This window comes from Streptomyces sp. NPDC001920, assembly GCF_053594495.1.
On sequence record NZ_JBSFEP010000019.1, the window covers coordinates 127,629 to 151,399 of the forward strand.

The window sequence follows — 23,771 nt, forward strand, 5'->3', positions numbered from 1 at the left end:
CTGCTCAGCGCAGCTCAGCTCAGTTCGGTTCGGTTCGGTTCGGCGAGCGGGTTGGGAATTCCAACCGGCTGGGTCAGCCATCCGAAGTCCCCGAGTCCGCCCGTCGCCGTCAGCTCGGCGGCTTCGCCCGCGCTCGCGAGGGCTCGCACGTAGGCGGCCGGCTGGGTGGAGGCCAGAGCGAGCGGGGGGCGTGCGCCGGTGAGGCCCAGGGCGTGCAGCGCGTCGCGTTGCGACAGCAGCCGCGTGCCGGGCAGCGGGCACGCCGCCGCGCACGCGTCCAGCGCGACATGCGCGGTGATGTCGCACGTACCGTCCGGCACGGGCGCGGTCTCGCGGCCTTCGCGAAAGCCGGTGAGCGTCCCGAACGGCGGCCGGGCCCCCGCGGTGTGCGCGTAGTCCACGGCGACCGCGAGCCCCCGCTCCAGCCTCGCGACGGCAGCGGCCCAGGCCTCGTCCCGGGGCAGCCCGATCTCGGCCCGCAGCCCCGCCGCCCGCGCGCCCCCGGACGGCCACCACCGCGCCAGCCACCGCGCCTGCGCGCCGGTGACCCGCTCCCCGAGTCGCTCGCTCCCGTCACGTCGTACGAGGACCAGGCGCGGTACACCCGCGGAGTCCACCTCGGCGACCTCCACGGGCACGTTGTCCAGCCACTCGTTGGCGAACAGCAGGCCCGTGATCCGCCGTGGCGGCTCGGGCAGCCACTCGATCAGGTGACTCAGGGTCGCCGGCCGGTCGGCCTTCTCCACGGCGCACGCGCGCGTGCGTGCCGCCACCTCGGCCGGGAGCGCGGCCAGGACACCGGTGACCAACTCACCCCGTCCCGCGGCCATGTCGACGAAGTCGAGCGTCCTCGGCCGGCCCAGGGCCTCGTCGACCCGGCACAGCAGCCGGGCCACCGCGTCGGCGAAGAGCGGGGACGCGTGGACGGACGTGCGGAAGTGGCCGACCGGCCCCTCGGGCCGGTGGTAGAAGCCGTCCGGCCCGTAGAGGGCGGCCTCCGCCGCCGCCCGCCACCCGCGCCACTCGCCCGTCGCCTCCGCTGTCACCGGCCCAGGCTAAACGCACAGGGGAACGCAGCATCCACCTTGGGGAGTACGCGCGCTTGGCGGGGATCGGCCCTCCGGTTGACCCCTGCACGCATCCGGCTTCCCTACGCTGGGTTATGTGCAGCGCCTCTATGACTTCCTCCGCAGGCACCCGACATGGGTCGACGGCTTCTGGGCCGTCCTCCTGTTCGGGATCTCGGCGGTGGGCACGGCCGTCCGCGAGGAGGCCGGTAAGGATCTCCCCGGTACCGAGTCGGTGGCGCTGGTCATCCCGATCGTCCTGCTGCTGTGCCTGGTGATCGCGCTGCGCCGGCGCATGCCGGAGAAGATGCTGCTGCTGGCCATCGGCCTGGGCGTGGCGCAGCTGGTGCTGGACGTCTCGACGACGCCCGCCAACTTCGCCTTCCTGGTGATCACCTACACCGTCGCCGCGACCGGCGCCCGCTGGGCCTCCCGGCTCGCGCTGGCCATGGGGCTGGGCGCGGCCCCACTGGCGCAGCTGCGCTGGCCCGAGCAGGACTCGAGCGTGCTGGGCACCCTGGCCCTGATGGTCTTCATGACGGTGCCCTTCGCGCTCGCCTGGGTGCTCGGCGACTCCATCCGCACCCGGCGCGCCTACTACGAGCAGTTGGAGGAGCGCGCGACCCGGCTGGAGAAGGAGCGCGAGGCGCAGGCCAAGGTCGCGGTCGCCGCCGAGCGCGCCCGGATCGCGCGCGAGCTGCACGACGTCGTCGCGCACAACGTCTCCGTGATGGTGGTGCAGGCCGACGGCGCGGCCTACGTCCTCGACGCCGCGCCCGACCAGGCCAAGAAGGCCCTGGAGACCATTTCCTCCACCGGCCGCCAGGCGCTCGCCGAGATGCGCCGGCTGCTCGGGGTGCTGCGCACCGGAGAGCACCAGGAGGGCGGCGAGTACGTCCCGCAGCCCGACGTTGAGCAGATCGAGGACCTGGTCGAGCAGTGCCGTGGCTCCGGGCTGCCCGTCGACTTCAAGATCGAGGGCACCCCGCGTCCGCTGCCCAGCGGTGTCGAGCTGACCGCCTACCGCATCGTGCAGGAGGCGCTCACCAACACCCGCAAGCACGGGGGCCCCAACGCGGGAGCGAGCGTGCGCCTGGTCTACTTCGACGACGGGCTCGGCCTGCTCGTCGAGGACGACGGCAAGGGCGCGCCGCACGAGCTGTACGAGGAGGGCGGTGCCGACGGCCGGGGGCACGGTCTGATCGGCATGCGCGAACGGGTCGGCATGGTCGGCGGCACCCTGGACGCGGGGCCGCGCCCGGGCGGAGGATTCCGGATCAGTGCGCTGCTGCCGCTCAAACCCGCACACTGAGGCCGGCCCGGCCCATGGTTGACCCGGTCACAGCCCTGTAGACGGATACGAAGACACGGAAGAGGACCTCGATGACGATCCGCGTGATGCTCGTCGACGACCAGGTGCTGCTGCGCACCGGGTTCCGGATGGTGCTCGCCGCCCAGCCGGACATGGAGGTCGTCGCGGAGGCGGGCGACGGCGTCGAGGCCCTCCAGGTGCTGCGCTCGACCCCCGTCGACGTGGTGCTGATGGATGTGCGCATGCCGAAGCTGGACGGTGTGGAGACCACGCGCCGCATCTGCTCGGAGCCCGAGCCGCCCAAGGTGCTGATCCTGACCACCTTCGACCTCGACGAGTACGCCTTCTCCGGCCTGAAGGCGGGCGCCTCCGGCTTCATGCTGAAGGACGTGCCGCCCGGCGAACTCCTCGCCGCCATCCGCGCCGTGCACAGCGGCGACGCGGTCGTGGCCCCGTCGACGACCCGGCGCCTACTGGACCGGTTCGCGCCCATGCTGCCCTCCTCCGGCAAGGAGCCCCAGCACAAGGAGCTGGAACGGCTCACCGACCGCGAGCGCGAGGTCATGGTGCTGGTCGCGCAGGGCCTGTCCAACGGCGAGATCGCGGCCCGGCTGGTGCTGTCCGAGGCCACGGTGAAGACCCACGTCGGCCGCATCCTTACCAAGCTCGGGCTGCGCGACCGGGTGCAGGTGGTGGTCCTGGCCTACGAGACCGGCCTGGTACGGGCGGGCGGGCAGGGCTGAGGCCCCGCGGAACCGGCGCTCACCGCAGGAGCGCTTCGAGGAAGTCGCTGCCGAGCCGCGCCACCGCGGTGACGTCCAGCTGATGCAGCACGTACCGCCCCCTGCGACGGGTGGTGATCAGGCCCGCCTTCTTCAGGACGCCCAGGTGCCGGGATATCTCCGGCGCGGTCATGCGGTGGATCTGCACCAGCTCGCTCGTGGTGTACGTGCTGCGGGCGAGGTTGCGGCACAGCTGCATCCGCACCGGGTGGGACAACGCGGTCATCCGCAGCGTCAGTTGGTCGACCGAGGGCGGCGCGACCGGCCCGGACGAGCCGACCGGGTAGTGCAGCACCGGCTGCCAGCCGTGCCGGTGCAACACCATCAGATGCGGCGAGCCCAGGCTCGTCGGCACGAGCAGCAGGCTGCTGTCCTTGATGACGGTGTGGCCCTGGCGCAGCTTGTCGACGGTGATCCTTCCTGCGGTGACGTCGACGCTCACCGCCGGGGACACCGCGGCCATCGCCTCGGTCAGCCCCTTGTGCCGCAGCAGGTCGGTCTTGTGGCGGGCGTCCGCCGCGAGCTGGTGACTGAGCCGGGACCAGACGTCCGCGAAGAACGTCTCCTCGCAGTCCTCGAGGAACTGCCGCAGCCAGGCCCGGATGCGCGGCGGCTCCTCCAGCAGCCGTCGGCTGAACCGCAGTTGCTGCGGCCCGCGCGCGGCGGCCAGCTCCAGCGCGCGGCGGCGCAGCCCCTCGTCGGCCAGGACGTCGGGTGCCTGGGTGGTGTACGGCAGCGCACAGGTGAATTCCAGCGCCGCGTTCACGAACTGCTCGTCCGAGAGCTTGTCCAGCAGGTCCAGTTCCTCGGCGAGCGTCGCGCCGGGCAGGGCGCCGCCCGGGATGCCCGCGTACGGCAGGAACAGGTCCGAGAACGTCGTCCGCCACAGGAAGTCGGCCTCGCACATCCGGTCGGCCAGGTGCGGGTCCAGACGGGCCGTCACACCCGTCACCCAGCCCTGTACGCCCGGGTGGTGCCCCGGCTCCGACAGCGCGTGCAGCGCCATGCCGAGCTCGGCCAGGGGGGAGGGCACGACGGCCAGCCTCTCCGGCCGAAGCCCCGCGATGTCGATGCTGACGCTCATGGCCTCATGGTGCACCCCGCCACTGACAACGCGGTCGTCGATTGACAGCGGCCGTCAATCGATGCGACGCGACCGCCGCCCCCGACGCAGCCTGGGGCCACCGGGGCAGCCGCGCGGCCCCGCGTCCGTCGCTCCACGTCCCGAGAAGGCCGTACGTCATGAGCATCACGCAGCACCACCTCCTCGACGCCTACCGCGCCCGTCTGCTCGGCGAGCCCGCCCCACCGGTCCCGGGCGTCCACGAGCTGCGGCTCGTGCGCGCCCGGCGCGACCGGCGGCGGTTCGCGGCCGCCGTCGCCGGACGGCCCGCCCGCGGGTGGCTGCGGCGGGCCCTGCGGCGGTGGCCGTGCGCGAGGGCTAGGTCGTGTCCGCAGAGTCCCGTCGTCCGCCCGGAGGGCAGGCGGGACTTTGCGGACACGACCTAGCCGCTGACCTGCCGGGGCAGCCGGGCCGCGAACTCCGCGGCAGCCGTCCTCACGTCGTGCGCCGTCCAGTGCAGAGCGGGGGCCCGTACCGGGACTTCCGTGAAGGACAGGCCCGGGCCCTTGGGCTCCCAGCCGTAGGCGAAGAGCATGGTCTGCGTCTCCTCGGCCGTCCTTACCGCCGCTTCCGTGGCCGCCTCGGCGTCGTACGGCAACCAGACCTGGAAGTCGTGGGTGTGCGGCACCTCGGGGTACACGCGCGCCCAGGGCACGCCCGCCGACGCGAAGCCCTCGCGCAGTGCCGCGGCCACCATGCGCGCGTGGGCCACGTACTCCGGCAGCCGGGGCAGCTCCTGCTCAAGCCCGATGAGGGCCGACAGCGCCGTGGGGAACTGCTGGTACACCTGACCGCCGTACCGGTGCCGCCAGACCGCCGCCTCCTCGACCAGGGTCTTCGGGCCCACCAGGGCCGCACCCCCGAAGCCGTCGAGCGATTTGTAGAACGACACGTACACGCTGTCCGCCAGGGCCGCGATCTCCGTCAGCGGGCGGCCGAAGTGCACGGTGGACTCCCACAGGCGCGCGCCGTCGAAGTGCACCACCGCGTCGCGCTCCCGCGCCGCCTCCACCACCTCGTTGAGCTCCTCCCAGGTGGGCAGCAGGAAACCGGCGTCCCTGAGGGGGAGTTCGAGCATCAGAGTCCCGAAGGGTTCCTCGAAGTCGCGTACCTCGGCGGCGGTCGGCAGCCTGGGTTCGCTGGTCACCCGCACCGGGCGCAGCCCGCTGACCTGGCTGAGCGCGTGTCGCTCGTGCACCTCGGGGTGGGCCAGCCCGTGCAGGGCGACGGTCGGGTCGCCGGTGCGGCCCGCCCAGCAGCGCAGGGCCACCTGCTGGGCCATCGTGCCCGTCGGGAAGAACGCGGCGGCCTCCAGGCCGAGCAGCGCGGCGACCTTCTCCTCCAGGGCCTCGACGACGCCGTTGCCGTAGAGGTCCGACGGTTCGTCCAGGTCGTACACGTCTTTCGCCGCGTCAAGCAGAGCCAGGCGCTCCCGGAGGGTTTTCTGGAAACCGGAGCGCGCGAGCACCCGCCGCGCGCTCCGCTGGGCGGCGATGCGCCGCTCGCGCAGCTGCTTGCGCCGTTCCTCGTCGGATGTCCGGTCCTGCGGCTGTCCGCCCGTGCGCGTCGTATCGCTCATCGCCGGATCATGCCCCCGCCGACCCGCGCGGGGCCCGCGATTTTTCCGTGCGCCGGCCCACGCCCGCACGCGTTGGACAACCCACAGCCTGTGGACAACCGAACGCCCGTCGAACCGATCGCGTTAACATGACGAGAAATCGTCCGGTACCCAGAGCGGACTGGAACGGGAAGGCCACCGTCGAGTGAGTACAAGCCAACAGCCAGATCCGAAGGACCGCCCCGCGCGGCTCGCCGTCGGCGTCGTCGGCGCCGGCCGGGTGGGCCCCGCGCTCGCCGCGTCGCTCCAGCTCGCCGGACACCGCCCGGTGGCCGTCTCCGCGGTCTCCGACACCTCCCGGCGCCGGGCCGCGCAGCTCCTTCCCGAGGTGCCGGTCGTGCCGCCCGCGGAGGTCCTCCGGCGTGCCGAGCTGGTGCTGCTGACCGTCCCGGACGACGCGCTGCCCGGACTGGTCGAGGGTCTCGCCGACACGGGGGCGGTACGACCGGGGCAGCTGCTGGTCCACACCTCGGGGCGGTACGGCACGAAGGTCCTGGATCCCGCCCTGCGCGCGGGCGCGCTGCCGCTGGCCCTGCACCCGGCGATGACCTTCACCGGCACCTCCGTGGACGTCCAGCGCCTGGCCGGCTGCTCCTTCGGCGTCACCGCGCCCGAGGAGCTGCGGCTGGCCGCCGAGGCCCTGGTCATCGAGATGGGCGGCGAACCCGAGTGGATCGCCGAGGAGATGCGCCCGCTCTACCACGCGGCGCTCGCGCTGGGCGCCAACCATCTGGTGACGCTGGTCGCCCAGTCCATGGAGCTGCTGCGCGAGGCAGGCGTGGCCGCCCCCGACCGCATGCTGGGCCCGCTGCTCGGCGCCGCGCTCGACAACGCCCTGCGCTCCGGTGACGCGGCCCTGACCGGCCCCGTCGCGCGCGGGGACGCCGGCACCGTGGCCGCGCATGTCACGGAGCTGCGCCGGCACGCCCCGCAGACCGTCGCCGGCTATCTGGCGATGGCCCGCGCGACCGCCGACCGGGCGCTCGCCCACGGACTGCTCAAGCCGGAGCTCGCCGAGGACCTCCTCGGGGTACTCGCCAACGGGACCAACGGCGCCGAGGGAGACGCTCGATGACCACCACCCTGCTGCGCACCGCCGACGAGCTGCACGCGCGCGTGCGCCGAGGCCGCCGCGCCGTCGTGATGACCATGGGCGCCCTGCACGAGGGCCACGCCACCCTCGTCCGCACCGCCCGCGGGATCGCCGGACCGGACGGCGAGGTCGTCGTCACCGTCTTCGTGAACCCCCTCCAGTTCGGCAAGGGCGAGGACCTCGACCGCTATCCGCGCACCCTGGAGGCCGACCTCAAGCTCGCCGAACAGGCGGGCGCGGACGTCGTGTTCGCCCCCGCCGTGGACGAGGTCTACCCGGGCGGCGAGCCCCAGGTCCGCATCAGCGCCGGTCCCATGGGCGAACGCCTGGAGGGCGCCTCCCGCCCCGGCCACTTCGACGGCATGCTCACCGTCGTCGCCAAGCTGCTGCACCTCACCCGCCCCGACATCGCCCTGTACGGCCAGAAGGACGCACAGCAGCTCGCCCTGATCCGCCGCATGGTGCGCGACCTGAACTTCGGCGTCGAGATCGTCGGCGTCCCGACCGTGCGCGAGGAGGACGGCCTGGCGCTGTCCAGCCGCAACCGCTACCTCTCACCCAAGGAACGGCGCACCGCGCTCGCGCTCTCCCAGGCCCTGTTCGCCGGCCGCGACCGGCACGCGGCGCAGGAGGCCCTGCGCGCGCGGGCGCGTGAAGTGCCCGCCACGCGTGCGCGTGCCGAGGCGCTCAGCGCCATAGGCGAGTCGCGCGCGGCGGCCGACGCGCACGCCGTCGCCAAGGCCGTCCCCGGCGCCGTGGCGGCCGTCCGCGCCGCCGCCCGCCTGGTCCTCGACGAGGCCGCCCGCCTCGACCCGCCGCTCGAACTGGACTACCTGGCGCTCGTCGATCCCTCGGACTTCACGGAGATCACCGAACCAGGGGACGACTTCACCGGCGAGGCCGTCCTCGCCGTCGCCGCCCGGGTCGGGACCACCCGGCTGATCGACAACCTCCCCCTCACCTTCGGAGCCGCCTCGTGACCAGCACAGGCATACGACTGCACGCGCCCGCGCCCGGGTGGTCCATCGCCGCGGACGTCGTGGTCGTCGGCTCCGGTGTCGCCGGCCTGACCGCCGCCCTGCGCTGCGACGCCGCCGGCCTGAGGACGGTCGTGGTCACCAAGGCCCGCCTCGACGACGGCTCCACCCGCTGGGCCCAGGGCGGCATCGCCGCGGCCCTCGGCGAGGGCGACACCCCGGAACAGCACCTCGACGACACCCTGGTCGCGGGCGCGGACCTGTGCGACGAGCAGGCGGTCCGCATCCTCGTCACCGAGGGCCCCGACGCGGTACGGCGGCTCATCGCGACCGGCGCGCACTTCGACGAGTCCGAGGAAGGCGGCCTGGAACTCACCCGCGAGGGCGGCCACCACCGCCGCCGCATCGCCCACGCCGGCGGCGACGCGACCGGCGCGGAGATCTCCCGTGCCCTCGTCGAAGCGGTACGCGCGCGTGGCCTGCGCACGATCGAGAACGCGCTCGTGCTGGACCTGCTGACGGACGCCGAGCACCGTACGGCCGGCGTCACCCTGCACGTCATGGGCGAGGGCCAGCACGACGGCGTGGGAGCCGTCCACGCCCCCGCGGTGGTCCTCGCGACCGGCGGCATGGGGCAGGTCTACTCGGCGACGACGAACCCCTCGGTGTCGACGGGCGACGGTGTCGCTCTCGCCCTGCGCGCGGGCGCCGAGGTGAGCGACCTGGAGTTCGTCCAGTTCCACCCGACCGTCCTCTTCCGCGGCCCGGACGCGGAGGGCCAGCAGCCCCTGGTCTCCGAGGCCGTACGCGGCGAGGGCGCCCACCTGGTCGACGCCGACGGCGTGCGCTTCATGGTCGGCCGGCACGAGCTCGCCGAACTGGCGCCCCGGGACATCGTCGCCAAGGGGATCATGCGGCGCATGCAGGAACAGGACGCCGAGCACATGTTCCTCGACGCCCGTCACTTCGGCGCCGAGATGTGGCAGCACCGCTTCCCGACGATCCTGGCCGCCTGTCGCGCCAACGGCATCGACCCGGTCACCACCCCCATCCCCATCGCCCCTGCCGCCCACTACGCCTCCGGTGGCGTACGCACCGACTCCCACGGCCGTACGACCGTCCCCGGCCTGTACGCGTGCGGCGAGGTGGCCTGCACGGGCGTGCACGGCGCCAACCGCCTGGCCTCCAACTCCCTCCTGGAGGGCCTGGTCTACGCCGAGCGCATCGCGGCCGACATCGCGGCGGCCCGGACGGCGAACGGCCTGCACGCGCGCGTGCCGCACCCGGTGCCGTACCCCGAGACACCCGAGCACCCCCTGCTCGAACCCGGGGCCCGTTTCGCCATCCAGCGGGTGATGACGGACGGCGCCGGCGTCCTGCGCTCCGCCGACTCCCTCGCCAAGGCCGCCGAGCAGCTCCAGCGGCTGCACACCGACGCCCGCGACGCCCTCGCCGAGAACGGCAAGACGGCCGAGCCCGGCGTCGACACCTGGGAGGCCACCAACCTCCTGTGCGTGGCCCGCGTCCTCGTGGCCGCCGCGGAGATCCGCAACGAGACGCGCGGCTGCCACTGGCGCGAGGACCGCCCCGACCGCGACGACACGACCTGGCGCCGCCACATCGTCGTACGCCTGAACCCCGACCGCACACTGGCCGTGCACACCACCGACACCACGGACTTCCCCCCGACCCGGCCCCAGGAGCAGTGACAGAAGTGACCACCCCCGACCTTCCCCTCGCCCCGACCGGAGGCTGCGGCGACGGCTGCGGCTGCGGCGCGGACCCCGACGGCGAGGCGTACCTGGAGTGCGGGCTGGACCCCGCGCTCGCACAGCTCCTGGCCGACGCGGGACTCGACCCCGTCGAGGTCGAGGACATCGCCAACGTCGCCATCCAGGAGGACCTTGCACACGGAGTGGACGTGACGACGGTCGCGACCATCCCCGAAGAAGCAGTGGCCACCGCCGACTTCGTCGCCCGCGAGGCCGGCGTCGTGTCGGGCCTCCGGATCGCCGAAGCGGTCGTCTCTCTCGTCTGCGAGGACGAGTTCGAGGTCGAGCGCCACGTGGAGGACGGCGACCGCGTGTCGGAGGGCCAGAAGCTGCTCTCCATCACCACCCGCACCCGGGACCTCCTCACGGCCGAGCGCAGCGCGCTGAACATCCTGTGCCGCCTGTCGGGCATCGCGACGGCCACGCGTGCGTGGGCGGACGTACTGGACGGCACGAAGGCGAAGGTCCGCGACACCCGCAAGACGACGCCGGGCCTGCGCGCGTTGGAGAAGTACGCGGTGCGCTGCGGCGGCGGGGTGAACCACCGCATGTCCCTCTCGGACGCGGCCCTGGTCAAGGACAACCACGTGGTCGCCGCGGGCGGCGTCGCGCAGGCCTTCGAGGCGGTCCGGGAGACCTTCCCCGACGTCCCGATCGAGGTCGAGGTGGACACCCTCCACCAGCTGCGCGAAGTGGTGGACGCGGGCGCGGACCTGATCCTCCTGGACAACTTCACGCCCGGCGAGTGCGAGGAGGCCGTGGCGCTCGTGGCCGGCCGAGCGACCCTCGAAGCCTCCGGCCGACTGACCCTGGCCAACGCCAAGGCCTACGCCGACACGGGCGTCGACTACCTGGCGGTCGGGGCCCTCACCCACTCCTCGCCGATCCTGGACATCGGCCTGGACCTGCGAGCGGCGGAGTAGGAACGGGCATGCTCCTCACGATCGACGTAGGCAACACGCACACCGTCCTCGGCCTGTTCGACGGCGAGGACATCGTCGAGCACTGGCGCATCTCGACGGACGCCCGCCGCACCGCCGACGAACTCGCGGTCCTCCTCCAGGGCCTGATGGGCATGCACCCGCTCCTCGGCGACGAACTGGGCGACGGCATCGACGGCATCGCCATCTGCGCGACGGTCCCCTCGGTCCTGCACGAACTGCGCGAGGTGACCCGCCGCTACTACGGCGACGTCCCCGCGGTCCTGGTCGAACCGGGCGTGAAGACGGGCGTCCCGATCCTCACGGACAACCCCAAGGAGGTCGGCGCCGACCGCATCATCAACGCGGTGGCGGCGGTCGACCTCTACGGCGGCCCGGCCGTCGTCGTCGACTTCGGCACGGCGACGACGTTCGACGCGGTGAGCGCGCGCGGCGAGTACGTCGGAGGTGTCATCGCCCCCGGCATCGAGATCTCGGTCGAGGCCCTGGGCGTACGCGGCGCCCAGCTCCGCAAGATCGAGGTGGCCCGCCCCCGAAGCGTGATCGGCAAGAACACCGTCGAGGCCATGCAGTCCGGCATCATCTACGGCTTCGCCGGACAGGTCGACGGCGTGGTCAACCGGATGGCCCGCGAGCTCGCGGACGACCCCGAGGACGTCACCGTCATCGCGACGGGCGGCCTGGCCCCCATGGTCCTGGGCGAGTCCTCGGTCATAGACGAACACGAACCGTGGCTCACACTGATCGGCCTCCGCCTGGTGTACGAACGCAACGTCTCCCGCATGTGACGACAGCCGCCGGGCCGACACGGCACCGCCCACGCACCCGCGGCCGCCGACGGCGGCAAGGGGCCGTGCCGGGGGTGCCCGCCCGCGGTGGCCGGCGTCAAGAAACAGCACGTGTCAGACACCCCCAACCGCCGGGCCGACACGGCACCGCCCACGCACCCGCGGCCGCCGACGGCGGCAAGGGGCCGTGCCGGGGGGTGCCCGCCCGCAGTGGCCGGCGTCAAGAAACAGCACGTGTCAGACACCCCCAACCGCCGGCCCGAGGACGGACACCCCCCGGGCACGGCCCCGCCCCACCCACCCCCCGCAGGCGCGACACGCACCCTCACCGACCCCGCACAGGCGCCGCAGGCATCAACACGCACCCCCACCGACCGCACTGCCGCCCCCACCCGAGTGGCTCCCCACGCCACACCAGCCACCCTATGCCGCGTTTGTCTGATTAGCGCGTATCGTCGGCGCATGCCCACGCCACACGGATCCCGCGGCGGCATGGCGTTCGGCACGGAGGAGCTGCGTGTGCTCCGCCGCGCTCTCGCCCTTGCCCTTCACTCCAGCCCCGCCTCACCCGAGGACGTCCAGGACTGTCGCCGCCTCGCCGATTCGCTCGACGAGGCCATGCGCGAGGGAGCCCGGCTGCGCGCATTCCTGGTGGCCGACCTCGCCCGCTACCGCGCCGCCCTCCCCGGCACCGCGGCCGGCTACCTCACCCTCCTCGAGGAGGCCCTCTCCGCCGGGTACACCCCGAACCACGACGACCTGGCCGCCCTCCGGGCCCTGCGTGGCCACCCCACCGCCGCCACCCTCCTCGGCCGCTGCCGGACACAGGCCGAACAGGACGTACGAGCCCGTCTCGCGCACGACGCCGCTCGCCCGGCCCTCCGCGCCACGCCGGCCGTCCCCGCGTCCCGTACCCACCTCCACGCCCTCCCTGGGGGCCGCTCCGACGGCTCGCACGGCACCCCGGTGACCCTCCCCGCCCAGGATGCCGGTCAGGACCCCGCGAGGCCGCCCCGCAAGAAGCCGGCGGAGAAACCGGCCGCCCCCGAGCCCGCACCCGGCCCCGAGCCCACTCCCGCCGCCCCGAAGCCGGCGCGCCCCATCCCCACCCCCGGCGAGGTCTTCCCGCGCCGTAAACCGACCCCGCCGCCCGCGAACCCTCCCCAGCATCTCGCGGCAGGCTGAGTCGACAGAGGGGCCGCGCGGCGCGCCAAGCGCTCGGTGCGCCGCCGCCCGAGCCCCCGCCCCACCGCCTCCCACCCCCTGGCTACCCTGGACGCATGGACTACGTCTCCGCACTCCTCCCGCCGGCCGTCATGGCCGTGTTCTTCATCGGCGTGATCAGGGTGATCGTGAAGACTCAGGGCGGAGCGAACAAGGCCAAGGAGGACGCGGCCGTCGACGCCGCCCTCGCGCGCGTGGAGGGCAGTCGCCGGACTCCCGCGACCCCGGACGCCTGAGCCACCCACCAGGCATCCGCCAGGCGCCCATCAGGCACCCGCCCGCACGCACAGGGCGACGACCCCTCTCCGGGCCGGCACTTTCCCCGCCTCGCGCCCCATTTGCCCGCGTTCGCCAAGGAAAGCGCCCGTCTGGCACGCCAATACCGGGATCTCCCACTATTGTGCTGAACTGTGCCTCGCCCATTGGGAGAACTCGAAGACGCGGTCATGACGCGGGTGTGGAAGTGGAACCGCCCGGTGACCGTTCGAGAAGTCCTGGAAGATCTCCAGCAGGAACGGTCCATCGCCTACACGACGGTGATGACCGTTTTGGACAATCTTCATCAGAAGGGCTGGGTGCGCCGCGAGGCGGAAGGCCGGGCCTATCGATATGAGGCGGTCTCCACCCGAGCCGCCTACGCCGCCGCCCTGATGAACGACGCCTGGTCGCAGAGCGACAACCCCGCCGCCGCGCTCGTCGCCTTCTTCGGCATGATGAGCGAGGAACAGCGCCACGCCCTGCGGGACGCCGTACGCATCGTGCAGGGCCCGGAAACCCCCGAGCCCGCAGAAGCCCCTGATAGCCGCCGCGTAACGGACGCGGATACCGCAGGCACCGATGCGGCCGCCGATACCCGGGCAGTCGATACGCCGACCGATACACGTGGGGATACCGGGAGCGATACCCGCCCCGAGAACCCCGGCTCCGCGCAGCAGCCCGGCGGGCGATAGCGTCCGCTCATGTCAGCAGAGAGCCACTCCGCCGAGAGCTCCTCGGCGGAGAGCCCACAAGTCACCTCGAAAGCCATCACCGTCCGGCGGGCCCGCACCAGCGATGTGCCGGCGGTACGCCGTCTCCTCGATGAGTACGTCCGCGGTCGCATCCTGCTCGACAAAGCCACGGTGACGCTTTACGAGGACATCCAGGAGTTCTGGGTCGCGGAACGCGACGACAACGGCGAGGTCGTGGGCTGCGGCGCCCTGCACGTGATGTGGGAAGACCTCGCGGAAGTCCGCACTCTCGCCGTGAAGCCCGGTCTGAAGGGCGCCGGCGTCGGTCATCAGGTGCTGGAGAAGTTGCTGCACACCGCACGCTGGCTCGGTGTTCGCCGTGTTTTCTGTCTGACCTTCGAAGTGGACTTCTTCAGCAAGCACGGCTTCGTCGAGATCGGCGAGACGCCGGTTGACACCGATGTCTACGCGGAGCTCCTGCGTTCCTATGACGAGGGCGTGGCGGAGTTCCTCGGTCTCGAACGAGTGAAACCGAACACCTTGGGCAACAGCCGGATGCTTCTGCATCTGTGATCAACAGCGCCCGTATTCCGTCGGGCGACCCTGTCCGGGTGCCCTATGTCCGAAACGCGCATGTTTCCGGGCCAGGGCCGGGCTGTAGGTCTCTCCCGAGGGTTTGTGTTTTTCCGGCAAAAGCGGTTTGCTTTCCGACGTACTGCAGTACTGCATATAACAGGGGACGGCGAAACGGCGGACGCCGCAGACCCCCGGCCCTCAAGTTATCGATGAAAGGAAATCCGGTGGCACAGAAGGTTCAGGTCCTTCTTGTCGACGACCTCGACGGCGGCGAGGCGGACGAGACCGTGACGTTCGCGCTGGACGGCAAGACGTACGAGATCGATCTCACGACTGCCAATGCGGACAAGCTCCGCGGCCTTCTCGAGCCTTACGTGAAGGGCGGCCGTCGTACCGGAGGCCGCGCTTCGGGCGGCCGCGGAAAGGCGCGCGCCGCTTCCGGTGGCAGCCAGGACACCGCGCAGATCCGTGCGTGGGCCAAGGAGAACGGATACGAGGTCAACGACCGCGGCCGCGTCCCGGCGTCCATTCGCGAGGCATACGAGAAGGCCAACGCCTGATCAAGGACAGGACAGATCCCGTCCATCCGATCCGTACAAGAGCAAGGCCTTGGTCCGAGGTCGACGCCGGTTCCACCAAAGGCCAAAGCCGACCCAAGGCCAAAGCCTTGATCCGGGGCTAAAGCCTGGCTCGGGCCAGGCCGAAGCCGGATTAAGGCAAAGTCCGCTCTGCGGGCCGGCGCTCAGGCCGACGGCTGGAGGCGCGAGCGTCGTAGCCACAGGCGGTGGCAGTGCGTCGCCACCGTGCCCAGCACCCGTACGAGATCGGGGGCGCCCCCACCGCCCCCCAGAGCCGACAGCGTCGGCAGCGAGGCCTCGACCTCGCCCCCAGGCTCGGGGGGCCGCAGCCACAGGGCGGCCCCCTGTACGGCGGCGGTGCGGCCCAGGGGAAGCGGCCGCACCACGCTCTGCCCGGCCGGCAGGCCCTGGCCGTGCGGTGCGGCGCCCTTCGGCAGCCGTACGGCCATGAGGGTCCCCTGCCCGGGCGGCAGCGGCGCCCCCATGAGGTCGCCCTCGCCGAGCACCGTCAGATCCAGGGGCAGCGTCCCCCACTCCAGCCAGTCCAGCACCGAGGGCACCTCCCGCGCGCTGCCGGGGGCCATGAGCAGCCGCATCCGGTCGCCGTCGAGGGCCACCGGGGAGTCCGGCGCCAGATGGCGCAGTGCCGCACGGCCCGCGGCGGCAGGGACGTCCAGGACGTCGAAGAGCATCCCTACGCGAAGGCGCACCGGGGACCCCGGTGCCCCGGGAGCCACCGGCCAGCCCAGTGCGCGCTCGTACCACCGGCGGACCTGATCGCTGGGACCGAGCGGCCGGCGGGGGAGGGGAATCGGGGTGGGATCCGCGACGAGCGCGGGGCGGGGGCCGGCCATGCCAAGTGCAACCGCCGAAAGAGCGTACGGGTTACGCTGAGTCGCACGGCGGATACGCGGCGTGCCGAGACGGGGGCGTGCGGGGGTGTGGGGAGGCGCAAGGTTGTTCGCCCGTAGCGGAGGGAACCGGGGGGCGCGGCATGGAGTGTCAGTCCCAGCGGGTAAGACATCCCTAGTGGGAGGGGGCGACACGCAGGGACAGTGGGTCTCACGTTCGCCATCGGCGTACTGATGGTGAGGGTAACCACCTGGCCTGCGGGAACATCGTCTCGCACCATCGGGTTGGAGCAGATGTCGGCGTTCGGGGTCAGGAGGCCATCGACGGTGTCGGCAGTTGGAATGAGCGGTCCCCGCTTGCGGGACTAAGCTGCGGAAGGACAGGGAGGGGAAGTTCCCCCCACTGCCTGACCGCTCTGAGGAGCGATTAACGATGTTCGAGAGGTTCACCGACCGCGCGCGGCGGGTTGTCGTCCTGGCTCAGGAAGAAGCCCGGATGCTCAACCACAACTACATCGGCACCGAGCACATCCTCCTGGGCCTGATCCACGAGGGTGAGGGTGTCGCCGCCAAGGCCCTTGAGAGCCTCGGGATTTCGCTCGAGGCGGTCCGCCAGCAGGTGGAGGAGATCATCGGTCAGGGCCAGCAGGCCCCGTCCGGGCACATCCCCTTCACCCCCCGTGCCAAGAAGGTCCTGGAGCTGTCGCTCCGCGAGGCCCTTCAGCTGGGCCACAACTACATCGGCACGGAGCACATCCTGCTCGGCCTGATCCGTGAGGGCGAGGGCGTCGCCGCCCAGGTCCTGGTCAAGCTGGGCGCAGATCTCAACCGGGTGCGGCAGCAGGTCATCCAGCTGCTCTCCGGCTACCAGGGCAAGGAGACCGCCACCGCCGGCGGGCCTGCCGAGGGCACGCCCTCGACGTCCCTGGTCCTCGACCAGTTCGGCCGGAACCTCACCCAGGCCGCTCGTGAGTCCAAGCTCGACCCGGTCATCGGGCGCGAGAAGGAGATCGAGCGGGTCATGCAGGTGCTGTCCCGCCGTACCAAGAACAACCCGGTCCTGATCGGTGAGCCCGGCGTCGGCAAGACCGCCGTCGTCGAGGGCCTCGCCCAGGCCATCGTCAAGGGCGAGGTGCCCGAGACCCTCAAGGACAAGCACCTCTACACCCTGGACCTCGGCGCGCTGGTCGCCGGCTCCCGCTACCGCGGTGACTTCGAGGAGCGCCTGAAGAAGGTGCTCAAGGAGATCCGCACCCGCGGCGACATCATCCTGTTCATCGACGAGCTCCACACGCTGGTCGGTGCGGGTGCCGCCGAGGGCGCCATCGACGCGGCCTCCATCCTGAAGCCGATGCTGGCCCGCGGTGAGCTGCAGACCATCGGTGCGACCACGCTGGACGAGTACCGCAAGCACCTGGAGAAGGACGCGGCCCTGGAGCGCCGCTTCCAGCCGATCCAGGTCGCGGAGCCGTCCCTGCCGCACACGATCGAGATCCTCAAGGGTCTGCGTGACCGGTACGAGGCCCACCACCGCGTCTCCATCACCGACGAGGCGCTGGTCCAGGCCGCCACCCTGGCCGACCGGTACATCTCGGACCGCTTCCTGCCGGACAAGGCGATCGACCTGATCGACGAGGCCGGTTCCCGGATGCGTATCCGCCGGATGACCGCGCCGCCGGACCTGCGCGAGTTCGACGAGAAGATCGCCGGCGTCCGCCGCGACAAGGAGTCCGCGATCGACTCGCAGGACTTCGAGAAGGCCGCCTCCCTGCGCGACAAGGAGAAGCAGCTCCTCGCCGCCAAGGCCAAGCGGGAGAAGGAGTGGAAGGCCGGCGACATGGACGTCGTCGCCGAGGTCGACGGCGAGCTGATCGCCGAGGTCCTCGCGACCGCCACCGGCATCCCGGTCTTCAAGCTGACCGAGGAGGAGTCCAGCCGCCTGCTCCGCATGGAGGACGAGCTCCACAAGCGGGTCATCGGCCAGGACGACGCGGTCAAGGCGCTGTCGAAGGCGATCCGCCGTACGCGTGCCGGTCTGAAGGACCCGAAGCGCCCCGGTGGTTCGTTCATCTTCGCGGGCCCGTCCGGTGTCGGTAAGACGGAGCTCAGCAAGGCTCTTGCCGAGTTCCTCTTCGGCGACGAGGACGCGCTGATCTCCCTCGACATGTCGGAGTTCAGCGAGAAGCACACGGTGTCGCGTCTCTTCGGTTCGCCCCCCGGCTACGTGGGCTACGAAGAGGGCGGCCAGCTGACCGAGAAGGTCCGCCGCAAGCCGTTCTCCGTCGTCCTCTTCGACGAGGTCGAGAAGGCCCACCCGGACATCTTCAACTCGCTGCTGCAGATCCTGGAGGACGGTCGTCTGACCGACTCCCAGGGCCGGGTCGTGGACTTCAAGAACACCGTCATCATCATGACGACCAACCTCGGCACCCGGGACATCTCCAAGGGCTTCAACCTGGGCTTCGCGGCCTCGGGTGACACGAAGACCAACTACGAGCGCATGAAGAACAAGGTGTCGGACGAGCTCAAGCAGCACTTCCGTCCCGAGTTCCTCAACCGCGTCGACGACGTGGTCGTCTTCCCGCAGCTGACCCAGGGCGACATCCTGCGGATCGTCGACCTGATGATCGGCAAGGTGGACGAGCGCCTGAAGGACCGGGACATGGGCATCGAGCTCTCCCAGTCCGCCAAGGAGCTGCTGTCCAAGAAGGGTTACGACCCGGTGCTGGGCGCCCGGCCGCTGCGCCGGACCATCCAGCGCGAGATCGAGGACTCGCTGTCGGAGAAGATCCTCTTCGGCGAGCTGCGTCCCGGTCACATCGTGGTCGTGGACACCGAGGGCGAGGGTGAGACGAAGACCTTCACCTTCCGCGGCGAGGAGAAGTCGGCGCTGCCGGACGTCCCGCCGATCGAGCAGGCGGCCGGCCCGGGCGGGCCGAACCTGAGCAAGGAGGCCTGACCCCGCAGGGGTTGAGCCGAGGAGAGGGGCCGGTGCTTTCGAGCACCGGCCCCTTTCGCATGCCCAAGTGGCTTACGACAACTGCCCGTCGTAGTCCGGCAGCTTGTACGCCTTCTCGGCGTGGCCGCCCGACAGGTCGGTGGCGCTGTTGCCGATGTTGGCGATGATCGTGTAGCCCTTCTTCTCGATGTCGACGCGCTGGGCCGTCTTGTAGTCGGCGACGTTCTTGAAGAGGTCGAGGAAGCCGCGCACGTACAGTCCGGAGACCTTGTAGCCGCGGTACTTGAGGTTGTGGTCGGTGAACGAGTAGATGATGCCCGGGCGCGCGGTCACGAAGAACAGCGAGACGCCGCGCTCCTGGGCGTACTTGGCGACCTCCAGGACCGGCTGGTTGGCCGGCTGCGGGTAGCTGAAGCCGAAGTCCGTCTCCAGGGTGGTGTTGTCGATGTCGAAGACGATCGCCTGCTTCTCGCCCGGCGCGGTGTTCGCGATCCGCTGCTTCAGATAGGGCAGCGCCTGGTCCATCACGGCCCGGCAGTCCCGCTGCCAGGTTCCGTAGTCGACGTCCTGAGCCGTGGCCGTCATGGTGGCCGTGGCGGCGCTCGTCGTACCCGTCGTGCTCGTCGCGGCTTCGGCGGGGATCGCGAAGGCCACGAGAGCGGTCGCGGAGACGGTGCCGGCCGCGCATCTGCGCGCCCAGGGGCGAAGGGTCATGTGGGGGGTCCTCTCACGTCACGTGCGCTGGCTTGTCGCGTGCATGTTCGTGCGCAGGGGTGACCCGCGGGGAACCAACGGGTTACCGGACGGTAGCTCAACTTGAGGCGTGGCTCACATAGTTGAGCCGGGATTTGTTACCGAAAGGGAGAGCGTGGCTGCGTAGCGCCCGTCACATTCCGGGGTCTTCCGATTGCGCTGGGCGGTGACATGCCGCACAGGCGATTTGTCCGTTACTAGCGGGAATAGTGGAAACGAGCCTTGCGGACAAATAGGGCGTACAGCCAGAAAACTGGCCGCTGATTTCGGTATCGATGCTGGTTCGTCCGTATTGGGTGTTCTGTCAAGATGCAGCGATTTTTGGGACGGAGTACTAGCTTCCGTCGTAGATCTGCGGTTTTGGGGTTGGGGGGAGCGGGGGTTACCAAGGGATGGCCATCCGGCGACCGCCTGTGCGTCGGGTGGTTTCCCTTGTCGTCATCCCCATGAGGTTTCACATGTCCCCGCGCTTCACGTTCCGTTCGTCCCGTACGTCCTCGTTCCGCACCCGTGCCGCTGTGCTGGCCGCCGGCCTGGGGGCCTCGGTCGTGCTGGGCGCCGGAGGCGCGGTCGCCGCCGAGATGACCTCCGCGACCGGTGTGTCGACCGCCGTGCAGGCGCAGAGCGCCGCGGTGAAGAAGGCGGCAGCCCAGAAGGCCGCTTCCTGGGTGAGCCCGGTGAAGAAGTACACGAAGACCGCCAGCTTCGCGCAGAACGGTGCCCGCTGGCAGTCCACCCACAGCGGTCAGGACTTCGCCGTCCCCAGCGGCACCCCGGTCGTGGCCGCGCACGGCGGCACCGTCGTCAAGGCCGGCGGCAACGGCGCCGGTGACGGTCCCGCGTACGGCAACGCCGTCGTCATCAAGCACGGCAACGGCACGTACTCCCAGTACGCCCACCTCTCGCGCATCGACGTGAAGGCCGGCCAGGTCGTCAAGACCGGCCAGAACATAGCCCGGTCCGGCAACACCGGTAACTCCAGCGGTCCGCACCTGCACTTCGAGATCCGTACGACCGCCAACTACGGCACCGCCGTCGACCCCGTGGCCTTCCTGCGGGCCAAGGGCCTGAAGCTCTGAGCCGCCGAGTCCTCAGGCGCCTTTGTGCGCCTGGGTGATGAGGTCCGTGGCGACTTCGAGGACTGCCCTGCGCTTGTCCTCGGGGTCGCCTTCGAGGTCCTTCAGCACGAACATCCCGGCGTGCATCGTGAACAGGGCGCTGATGCAGCGGACCTGGTCGACGAGGTCGGCGTCCGGGTCGACGACGATGTCCCGCATGCCGAGCATGCGGTTCTTGAACATCTCGCCGATGCTCAGTTCACGGACCGTCGCCTGGTTCTCCTGCATGAACCGGAACAGCGGTTCCGCGCCGGTCAGTACCTGGGCGTAGCGGCGTACGATCTCCTGCTTGGTCTCCAGTGACTGCGGCTGCCGCCGGCCCCACTCGATGAGCTCCTCGATCGGCTTCGTCAGGTCCTCGAAGAGGCTGACGATGATCTCTTCCTTGGTCTTGAAGTGGTAGTACAGGGCCGCTTTCGTGACCTCCAGGCGCTCGGCGATCTCGCGCAGGGAGGTCTTCTCGTAGCCCTGCTCGGCGAAGAGTTCGAGGGCCACGTCCTGGATGCGCTGGCGGGTGTTCCCGCGGCGCCGCTGCTTGGTGCCGTCCATGGTGTCACCCATCCTCGTCGCTCCCCCGCTTTCCGAAAAACTTACTTGACGCCCGGCTAGTTAGCCGCCTATCTTCCCCGAGTGTAGACAACTAGCCGGGCGGCAAGTAAGTGGCCGGGGGAAGTGGGAGCCGTGGCGGACACGAGGACAGTGGACACAGCGCCGGACGAACAGGCCGGGAAGCAACCCAGAAGCATCAGAGTCGTGCTGCTCGCGCTCATGATCACGATGATGCTCGCGATGCTCGACAACATGATCATCGGCACCGCGATGCCGACGATCGTCGGCGAGCTGGGCGGCCTGGAGCACCTGTCGTGGGTCGTGACGGCGTACACCCTGGCGACCGCGGCCTCCACTCCGCTGTGGGGCAAGCTCGGCGACATGTACGGGCGCAAGGGCGTCTTCATGTCGTCGATCGTGCTCTTCCTGATCGGGTCCGCCCTGAGCGGCATGGCCCAGGACATGGGGCAGCTGATCGCCTTCCGGGCCGTGCAGGGGCTCGGCGCCGGCGGTCTGATGGTCGGCGTGATGGCGATCATCGGTGACCTGATCCCGCCGCGGGAGCGTGGCAAGTACCAGGGCATGATGGCCGGCGTCATGGCCCTCGCGATGATCGGCGGGCCGCTGGTCGGCGGCACCATCACCGACCACTGGGGCTGGCGCTGGGCCTTCTACATCAACCTGCCGCTGGGCGTCGTGGCGCTCGCCGCGATCAGCGCCGTGCTGCATCTGCCGAAGAAGCGGGCGCAGGCGCGCATCGACTATCTCGGGGCCGCGCTGCTGACCGTCGGCATCACCGCGATCGTGCTGGTCACGACCTGGGGAGGCACGGAGTACGCCTGGACGTCCGCGCGCATCATGGAGCTGATCGGCATCGGCGTGGCCGCGCTGGTCGGGTTCGTGTTCTGGCAGACCAAGGCCGCCGAGCCGGTCGTGCCGCTGCACATCTTCCGCAGCCGCAACTTCACCCTGATGTCCCTCATCGGCTTCATCACCGGCTTCGTGATGTTCGGCGCGACTCTCTTCCTGCCGCTCTACCAGCAGTCCGTGCAGGGCGCGTCCGCGACCAACTCCGGACTGCTGCTCCTGCCCATGCTGGGCGCGATGCTCGTCACGTCGATGGTGGCGGGGCGGGTGACCACGAACAGCGGGCGGTACAAGCTGTTCCCGATCGTCGGCAGCGCGCTGATGGTGGCCGGGCTGTACCTGCTCTCGCTCATGGACACCGACACCAGCCGGTTCACCTCCGGGGTGTACATGGCCGTCGTCGGCCTCGGCATGGGCTGTCTGATGCAGATCACGATGCTGGTCGCGCAGAACAGCGTCGAGATGAAGGACATGGGCGTCGCGTCCTCCTCCACCACCCTCTTCCGCACGCTCGGCTCCTCGTTCGGTGTGGCCGTCATGGGCGCGCTGTTCAACCACCGGGTGCAGGACGTCATGGCCGAGCGGGCCGGGGCGCCGGGGTCGAGGGTGACCGAGCAGTCGGCGCAGCTGGACGCGGCGAGCCTGGCGAAGCTGCCGGAGGCGGCCCGTGAGGCGTACCAGCACGCGGTGTCGGCCGGCACGCACTCGGCGTTCCTGCTGGGAGCCGTGGTGGCGATCCTGTCGCTGGTGGCGGCCGTCTTCGTCAAGGAGGTGCCGCTGAAGGGAGCGGGACCGCAGACGGAGCGGGACGCCCCGGCTCCGGCTCCCGTGGCCGAGACGGTCTGACGTCCCCCGGCGTCCGAGCGGCGCCCGAGCAGCAGGTCCCCGGCGGTGTCCGCCCCGGGGGCCTTCGCCGTACGTCGAGGCCACGCCGATGTCAGTGCCGCGTGCCACCATCGGCAGCATGGACAGGACGCGGCTGCTGCGGCTGGCGAAGGACGCCATGGACCGTGACTGGGCCGACCCGGAGCTCGACCTGGAGGCGGTGGCCGCCCACGCCGGCTACTCACGCCATCACTTCATCCGGGTCTTCAAGGAGGCCTACGGCGAGACGCCCGGCCAGTACCTGACCCACCGCCGCATCGAGCGCGCCGAGGAACTCCTGCGCAGCGCCGATCTGTCCGTCACCGAGATCTGCCACCTGGTCGGCTTCAGCAGCCTCGGCACCTTCTCCGCCCGCTTCAAAACGCGCACCGGGCTGACACCGAGCGAGTACCGCGGCAAGCACGTCGGGCGCGGGGCCGCCCTCATCCCCGGCTGCTACGCGATGCTGTGGGCCGGCGGCTTCCCCACCGCAACTTCGAAGAAGCGCCCCGGCCCCGGCCCCGCCTACGGTGACGAGCAGGAACCGACACCCTCCGACGGGAGAGCAGAGCCATGATCAAGGGCCTGGGCATCACCACCGTATGGACCTTCGACCAGCAGCGCACGAAGGCCTTCTTCACCGAGAAGCTCGGCTTCGAGGTGCGCACCGACCTGTCCATGGGCGACATGCGCTGGGTGACCGTCGGCGCCAAGGACCAGCCCGACGTGGAGCTGGCCCTGATGAGCCTCGACGGGCCCGGTCTCGACCCCGAGTCGTCCGAGGCGCTGAAGACACTGGTCGGCAAGGGGGTCATCGGGGCGGGCGCGCTGCGGACCGACGACTGCCGCGGGGACTACGAGACGTTCAGGGCGCGCGGGGTGGAGTTCATCCAGGAGCCGCAGGAGCGGCCGTACGGCATCGAGGCGATCTTCCGCGACGACAACGGCAACTGGTACTCGCTGACCGAGCGCAGCGAGGAGCTGGACTTCTCCAAGTCCTTCGGGTGAG

General features: G+C 70.9%; 24 protein-coding genes. 18 read left to right on the forward strand and 6 right to left on the reverse strand.

Annotated features, from left to right (window positions below; genetic code table 11):
* Window positions 1-14: 14 nt before the first annotated feature.
* Window positions 15-1,046, reverse strand: coding sequence for an SAM-dependent methyltransferase (locus tag ACWCPI_RS29455; protein ID WP_451040991.1), 1,032 nt, complete (start codon window positions 1,044-1,046; stop codon window positions 15-17).
* Window positions 1,047-1,164: 118 nt separating this feature from the next.
* On the opposite strand from ACWCPI_RS29455, the gene ACWCPI_RS29460 reads away from it, so the two are divergent.
* Together ACWCPI_RS29460 and ACWCPI_RS29465 are read left to right on the forward strand one after the other, a co-directional pair.
* Window positions 1,165-2,379, forward strand: coding sequence for a sensor histidine kinase (locus tag ACWCPI_RS29460; protein ID WP_451040992.1), 1,215 nt, complete (start codon window positions 1,165-1,167; stop codon window positions 2,377-2,379).
* 71 nt (window positions 2,380-2,450) lie between these two features.
* Window positions 2,451-3,122, forward strand: coding sequence for a response regulator transcription factor (locus tag ACWCPI_RS29465; protein WP_451040993.1), 672 nt, complete (start codon window positions 2,451-2,453; stop codon window positions 3,120-3,122).
* 19 nt (window positions 3,123-3,141) lie between these two features.
* Here ACWCPI_RS29465 and ACWCPI_RS29470 read toward each other — a convergent pair whose 3' ends face one another.
* A complete protein-coding gene (locus ACWCPI_RS29470) occupies window positions 3,142-4,245 on the reverse strand; it encodes a DUF5937 family protein (RefSeq protein WP_451040994.1) in 1,104 nt (367 codons plus the stop codon).
* Window positions 4,246-4,403: 158 nt separating this feature from the next.
* On the opposite strand from ACWCPI_RS29470, the gene ACWCPI_RS29475 reads away from it, so the two are divergent.
* Window positions 4,404-4,670: a hypothetical protein gene (locus ACWCPI_RS29475; RefSeq protein ID WP_451040995.1), complete on the forward strand. Its 267-nt coding sequence runs from the start codon at window positions 4,404-4,406 to the stop codon at window positions 4,668-4,670.
* Here ACWCPI_RS29475 and ACWCPI_RS29480 read toward each other — a convergent pair.
* A complete protein-coding gene (locus ACWCPI_RS29480; RefSeq protein WP_451040996.1) occupies window positions 4,667-5,863 on the reverse strand; it encodes a threonine aldolase family protein in 1,197 nt (398 codons plus the stop codon). The two genes, ACWCPI_RS29475 and ACWCPI_RS29480, sit on opposite strands and share 4 nt — an antisense overlap.
* 184 nt (window positions 5,864-6,047) lie before the next feature.
* Between ACWCPI_RS29480 and ACWCPI_RS29485 the strand changes: the two genes are divergently transcribed.
* The 10 genes from ACWCPI_RS29485 (at window position 6,048) to ACWCPI_RS29530 (ending at window position 14,783) form a co-directional block, all read left to right on the forward strand.
* A complete protein-coding gene (locus ACWCPI_RS29485; RefSeq protein ID WP_451040997.1) occupies window positions 6,048-6,977 on the forward strand; it encodes a Rossmann-like and DUF2520 domain-containing protein in 930 nt (309 codons plus the stop codon).
* Window positions 6,974-7,975, forward strand: coding sequence for a pantoate--beta-alanine ligase (gene panC, locus ACWCPI_RS29490; protein ID WP_388804434.1), 1,002 nt, complete (start codon window positions 6,974-6,976; stop codon window positions 7,973-7,975). Before ACWCPI_RS29485 ends, panC begins: the two co-directional genes overlap by 4 nt.
* Window positions 7,972-9,681 carry an L-aspartate oxidase gene (locus ACWCPI_RS29495; protein WP_451040998.1) on the forward strand — a complete coding sequence of 570 codons (1,710 nt, stop codon included), beginning with the start codon at window positions 7,972-7,974 and terminating at the stop codon, window positions 9,679-9,681. Before panC ends, ACWCPI_RS29495 begins: the two co-directional genes overlap by 4 nt.
* A gap of 5 nt (window positions 9,682-9,686) precedes the next feature.
* Window positions 9,687-10,667, forward strand: coding sequence for a carboxylating nicotinate-nucleotide diphosphorylase (nadC, locus tag ACWCPI_RS29500; protein WP_451040999.1), 981 nt, complete (start codon window positions 9,687-9,689; stop codon window positions 10,665-10,667).
* 8 nt (window positions 10,668-10,675) lie between these two features.
* Window positions 10,676-11,473: a type III pantothenate kinase gene (locus tag ACWCPI_RS29505; protein ID WP_388804442.1), complete on the forward strand. Its 798-nt coding sequence runs from the start codon at window positions 10,676-10,678 to the stop codon at window positions 11,471-11,473.
* 492 nt (window positions 11,474-11,965) lie between these two features.
* A complete protein-coding gene (locus ACWCPI_RS29510) occupies window positions 11,966-12,658 on the forward strand; it encodes a hypothetical protein (RefSeq protein ID WP_451041031.1) in 693 nt (230 codons plus the stop codon).
* A 95-nt stretch (window positions 12,659-12,753) separates the two neighbouring features.
* Window positions 12,754-12,933, forward strand: a complete 180-nt coding sequence (locus ACWCPI_RS29515; RefSeq protein ID WP_451041000.1) for a hypothetical protein — start codon at window positions 12,754-12,756, stop codon at window positions 12,931-12,933.
* Window positions 12,934-13,143: 210 nt separating this feature from the next.
* A complete protein-coding gene (locus ACWCPI_RS29520; protein WP_451041032.1) occupies window positions 13,144-13,647 on the forward strand; it encodes a BlaI/MecI/CopY family transcriptional regulator in 504 nt (167 codons plus the stop codon).
* Between the two features lie 9 nt (window positions 13,648-13,656).
* Entirely contained in the window at window positions 13,657-14,220 is a 564-nt protein-coding gene (locus ACWCPI_RS29525) for an amino-acid N-acetyltransferase (RefSeq protein ID WP_388804448.1), read from the forward strand.
* A 227-nt stretch (window positions 14,221-14,447) separates the two neighbouring features.
* The gene (locus ACWCPI_RS29530; RefSeq protein WP_007498879.1) at window positions 14,448-14,783 is read left to right on the forward strand and encodes a histone-like nucleoid-structuring protein Lsr2; all 336 of its coding nucleotides are present in this window, start codon (window positions 14,448-14,450) and stop codon (window positions 14,781-14,783) included.
* Window positions 14,784-14,965: 182 nt separating this feature from the next.
* On the opposite strand, the gene ACWCPI_RS29535 is transcribed toward ACWCPI_RS29530, so the two are convergent.
* A complete protein-coding gene (locus tag ACWCPI_RS29535; protein ID WP_451041001.1) occupies window positions 14,966-15,655 on the reverse strand; it encodes an SCO3374 family protein in 690 nt (229 codons plus the stop codon).
* Between the two features lie 430 nt (window positions 15,656-16,085).
* On the opposite strand from ACWCPI_RS29535, the gene ACWCPI_RS29540 reads away from it, so the two are divergent.
* A complete protein-coding gene (locus ACWCPI_RS29540; protein WP_388804455.1) occupies window positions 16,086-18,611 on the forward strand; it encodes an ATP-dependent Clp protease ATP-binding subunit in 2,526 nt (841 codons plus the stop codon).
* A gap of 72 nt (window positions 18,612-18,683) precedes the next feature.
* Here ACWCPI_RS29540 and ACWCPI_RS29545 read toward each other — a convergent pair whose 3' ends face one another.
* Entirely contained in the window at window positions 18,684-19,325 is a 642-nt protein-coding gene (locus ACWCPI_RS29545) for an HAD family acid phosphatase (RefSeq protein ID WP_451041002.1), read from the reverse strand.
* 497 nt (window positions 19,326-19,822) lie between these two features.
* On the opposite strand from ACWCPI_RS29545, the gene ACWCPI_RS29550 reads away from it, so the two are divergent.
* Window positions 19,823-20,443, forward strand: coding sequence for a M23 family metallopeptidase (locus ACWCPI_RS29550; protein WP_451041003.1), 621 nt, complete (start codon window positions 19,823-19,825; stop codon window positions 20,441-20,443).
* A 12-nt stretch (window positions 20,444-20,455) separates the two neighbouring features.
* On the opposite strand, the gene ACWCPI_RS29555 is transcribed toward ACWCPI_RS29550, so the two are convergent.
* Window positions 20,456-21,043: a TetR/AcrR family transcriptional regulator gene (locus ACWCPI_RS29555; RefSeq protein WP_451041004.1), complete on the reverse strand. Its 588-nt coding sequence runs from the start codon at window positions 21,041-21,043 to the stop codon at window positions 20,456-20,458.
* Between the two features lie 120 nt (window positions 21,044-21,163).
* Between ACWCPI_RS29555 and ACWCPI_RS29560 the strand changes: the two genes are divergently transcribed.
* From ACWCPI_RS29560 to ACWCPI_RS29570, 3 genes are all read left to right on the forward strand, one after another.
* Window positions 21,164-22,744 carry an MDR family MFS transporter gene (locus tag ACWCPI_RS29560; protein WP_451041005.1) on the forward strand — a complete coding sequence of 527 codons (1,581 nt, stop codon included), beginning with the start codon at window positions 21,164-21,166 and terminating at the stop codon, window positions 22,742-22,744.
* Between the two features lie 118 nt (window positions 22,745-22,862).
* Entirely contained in the window at window positions 22,863-23,339 is a 477-nt protein-coding gene (locus ACWCPI_RS29565; protein ID WP_388804469.1) for a helix-turn-helix transcriptional regulator, read from the forward strand.
* On the forward strand, window positions 23,336-23,770 hold the full coding sequence (locus ACWCPI_RS29570) for a VOC family protein (protein ID WP_388804472.1): 435 nt from the start codon (window positions 23,336-23,338) through the stop codon (window positions 23,768-23,770). Before ACWCPI_RS29565 ends, ACWCPI_RS29570 begins: the two co-directional genes overlap by 4 nt.
* Window position 23,771: the final 1 nt, after the last annotated feature.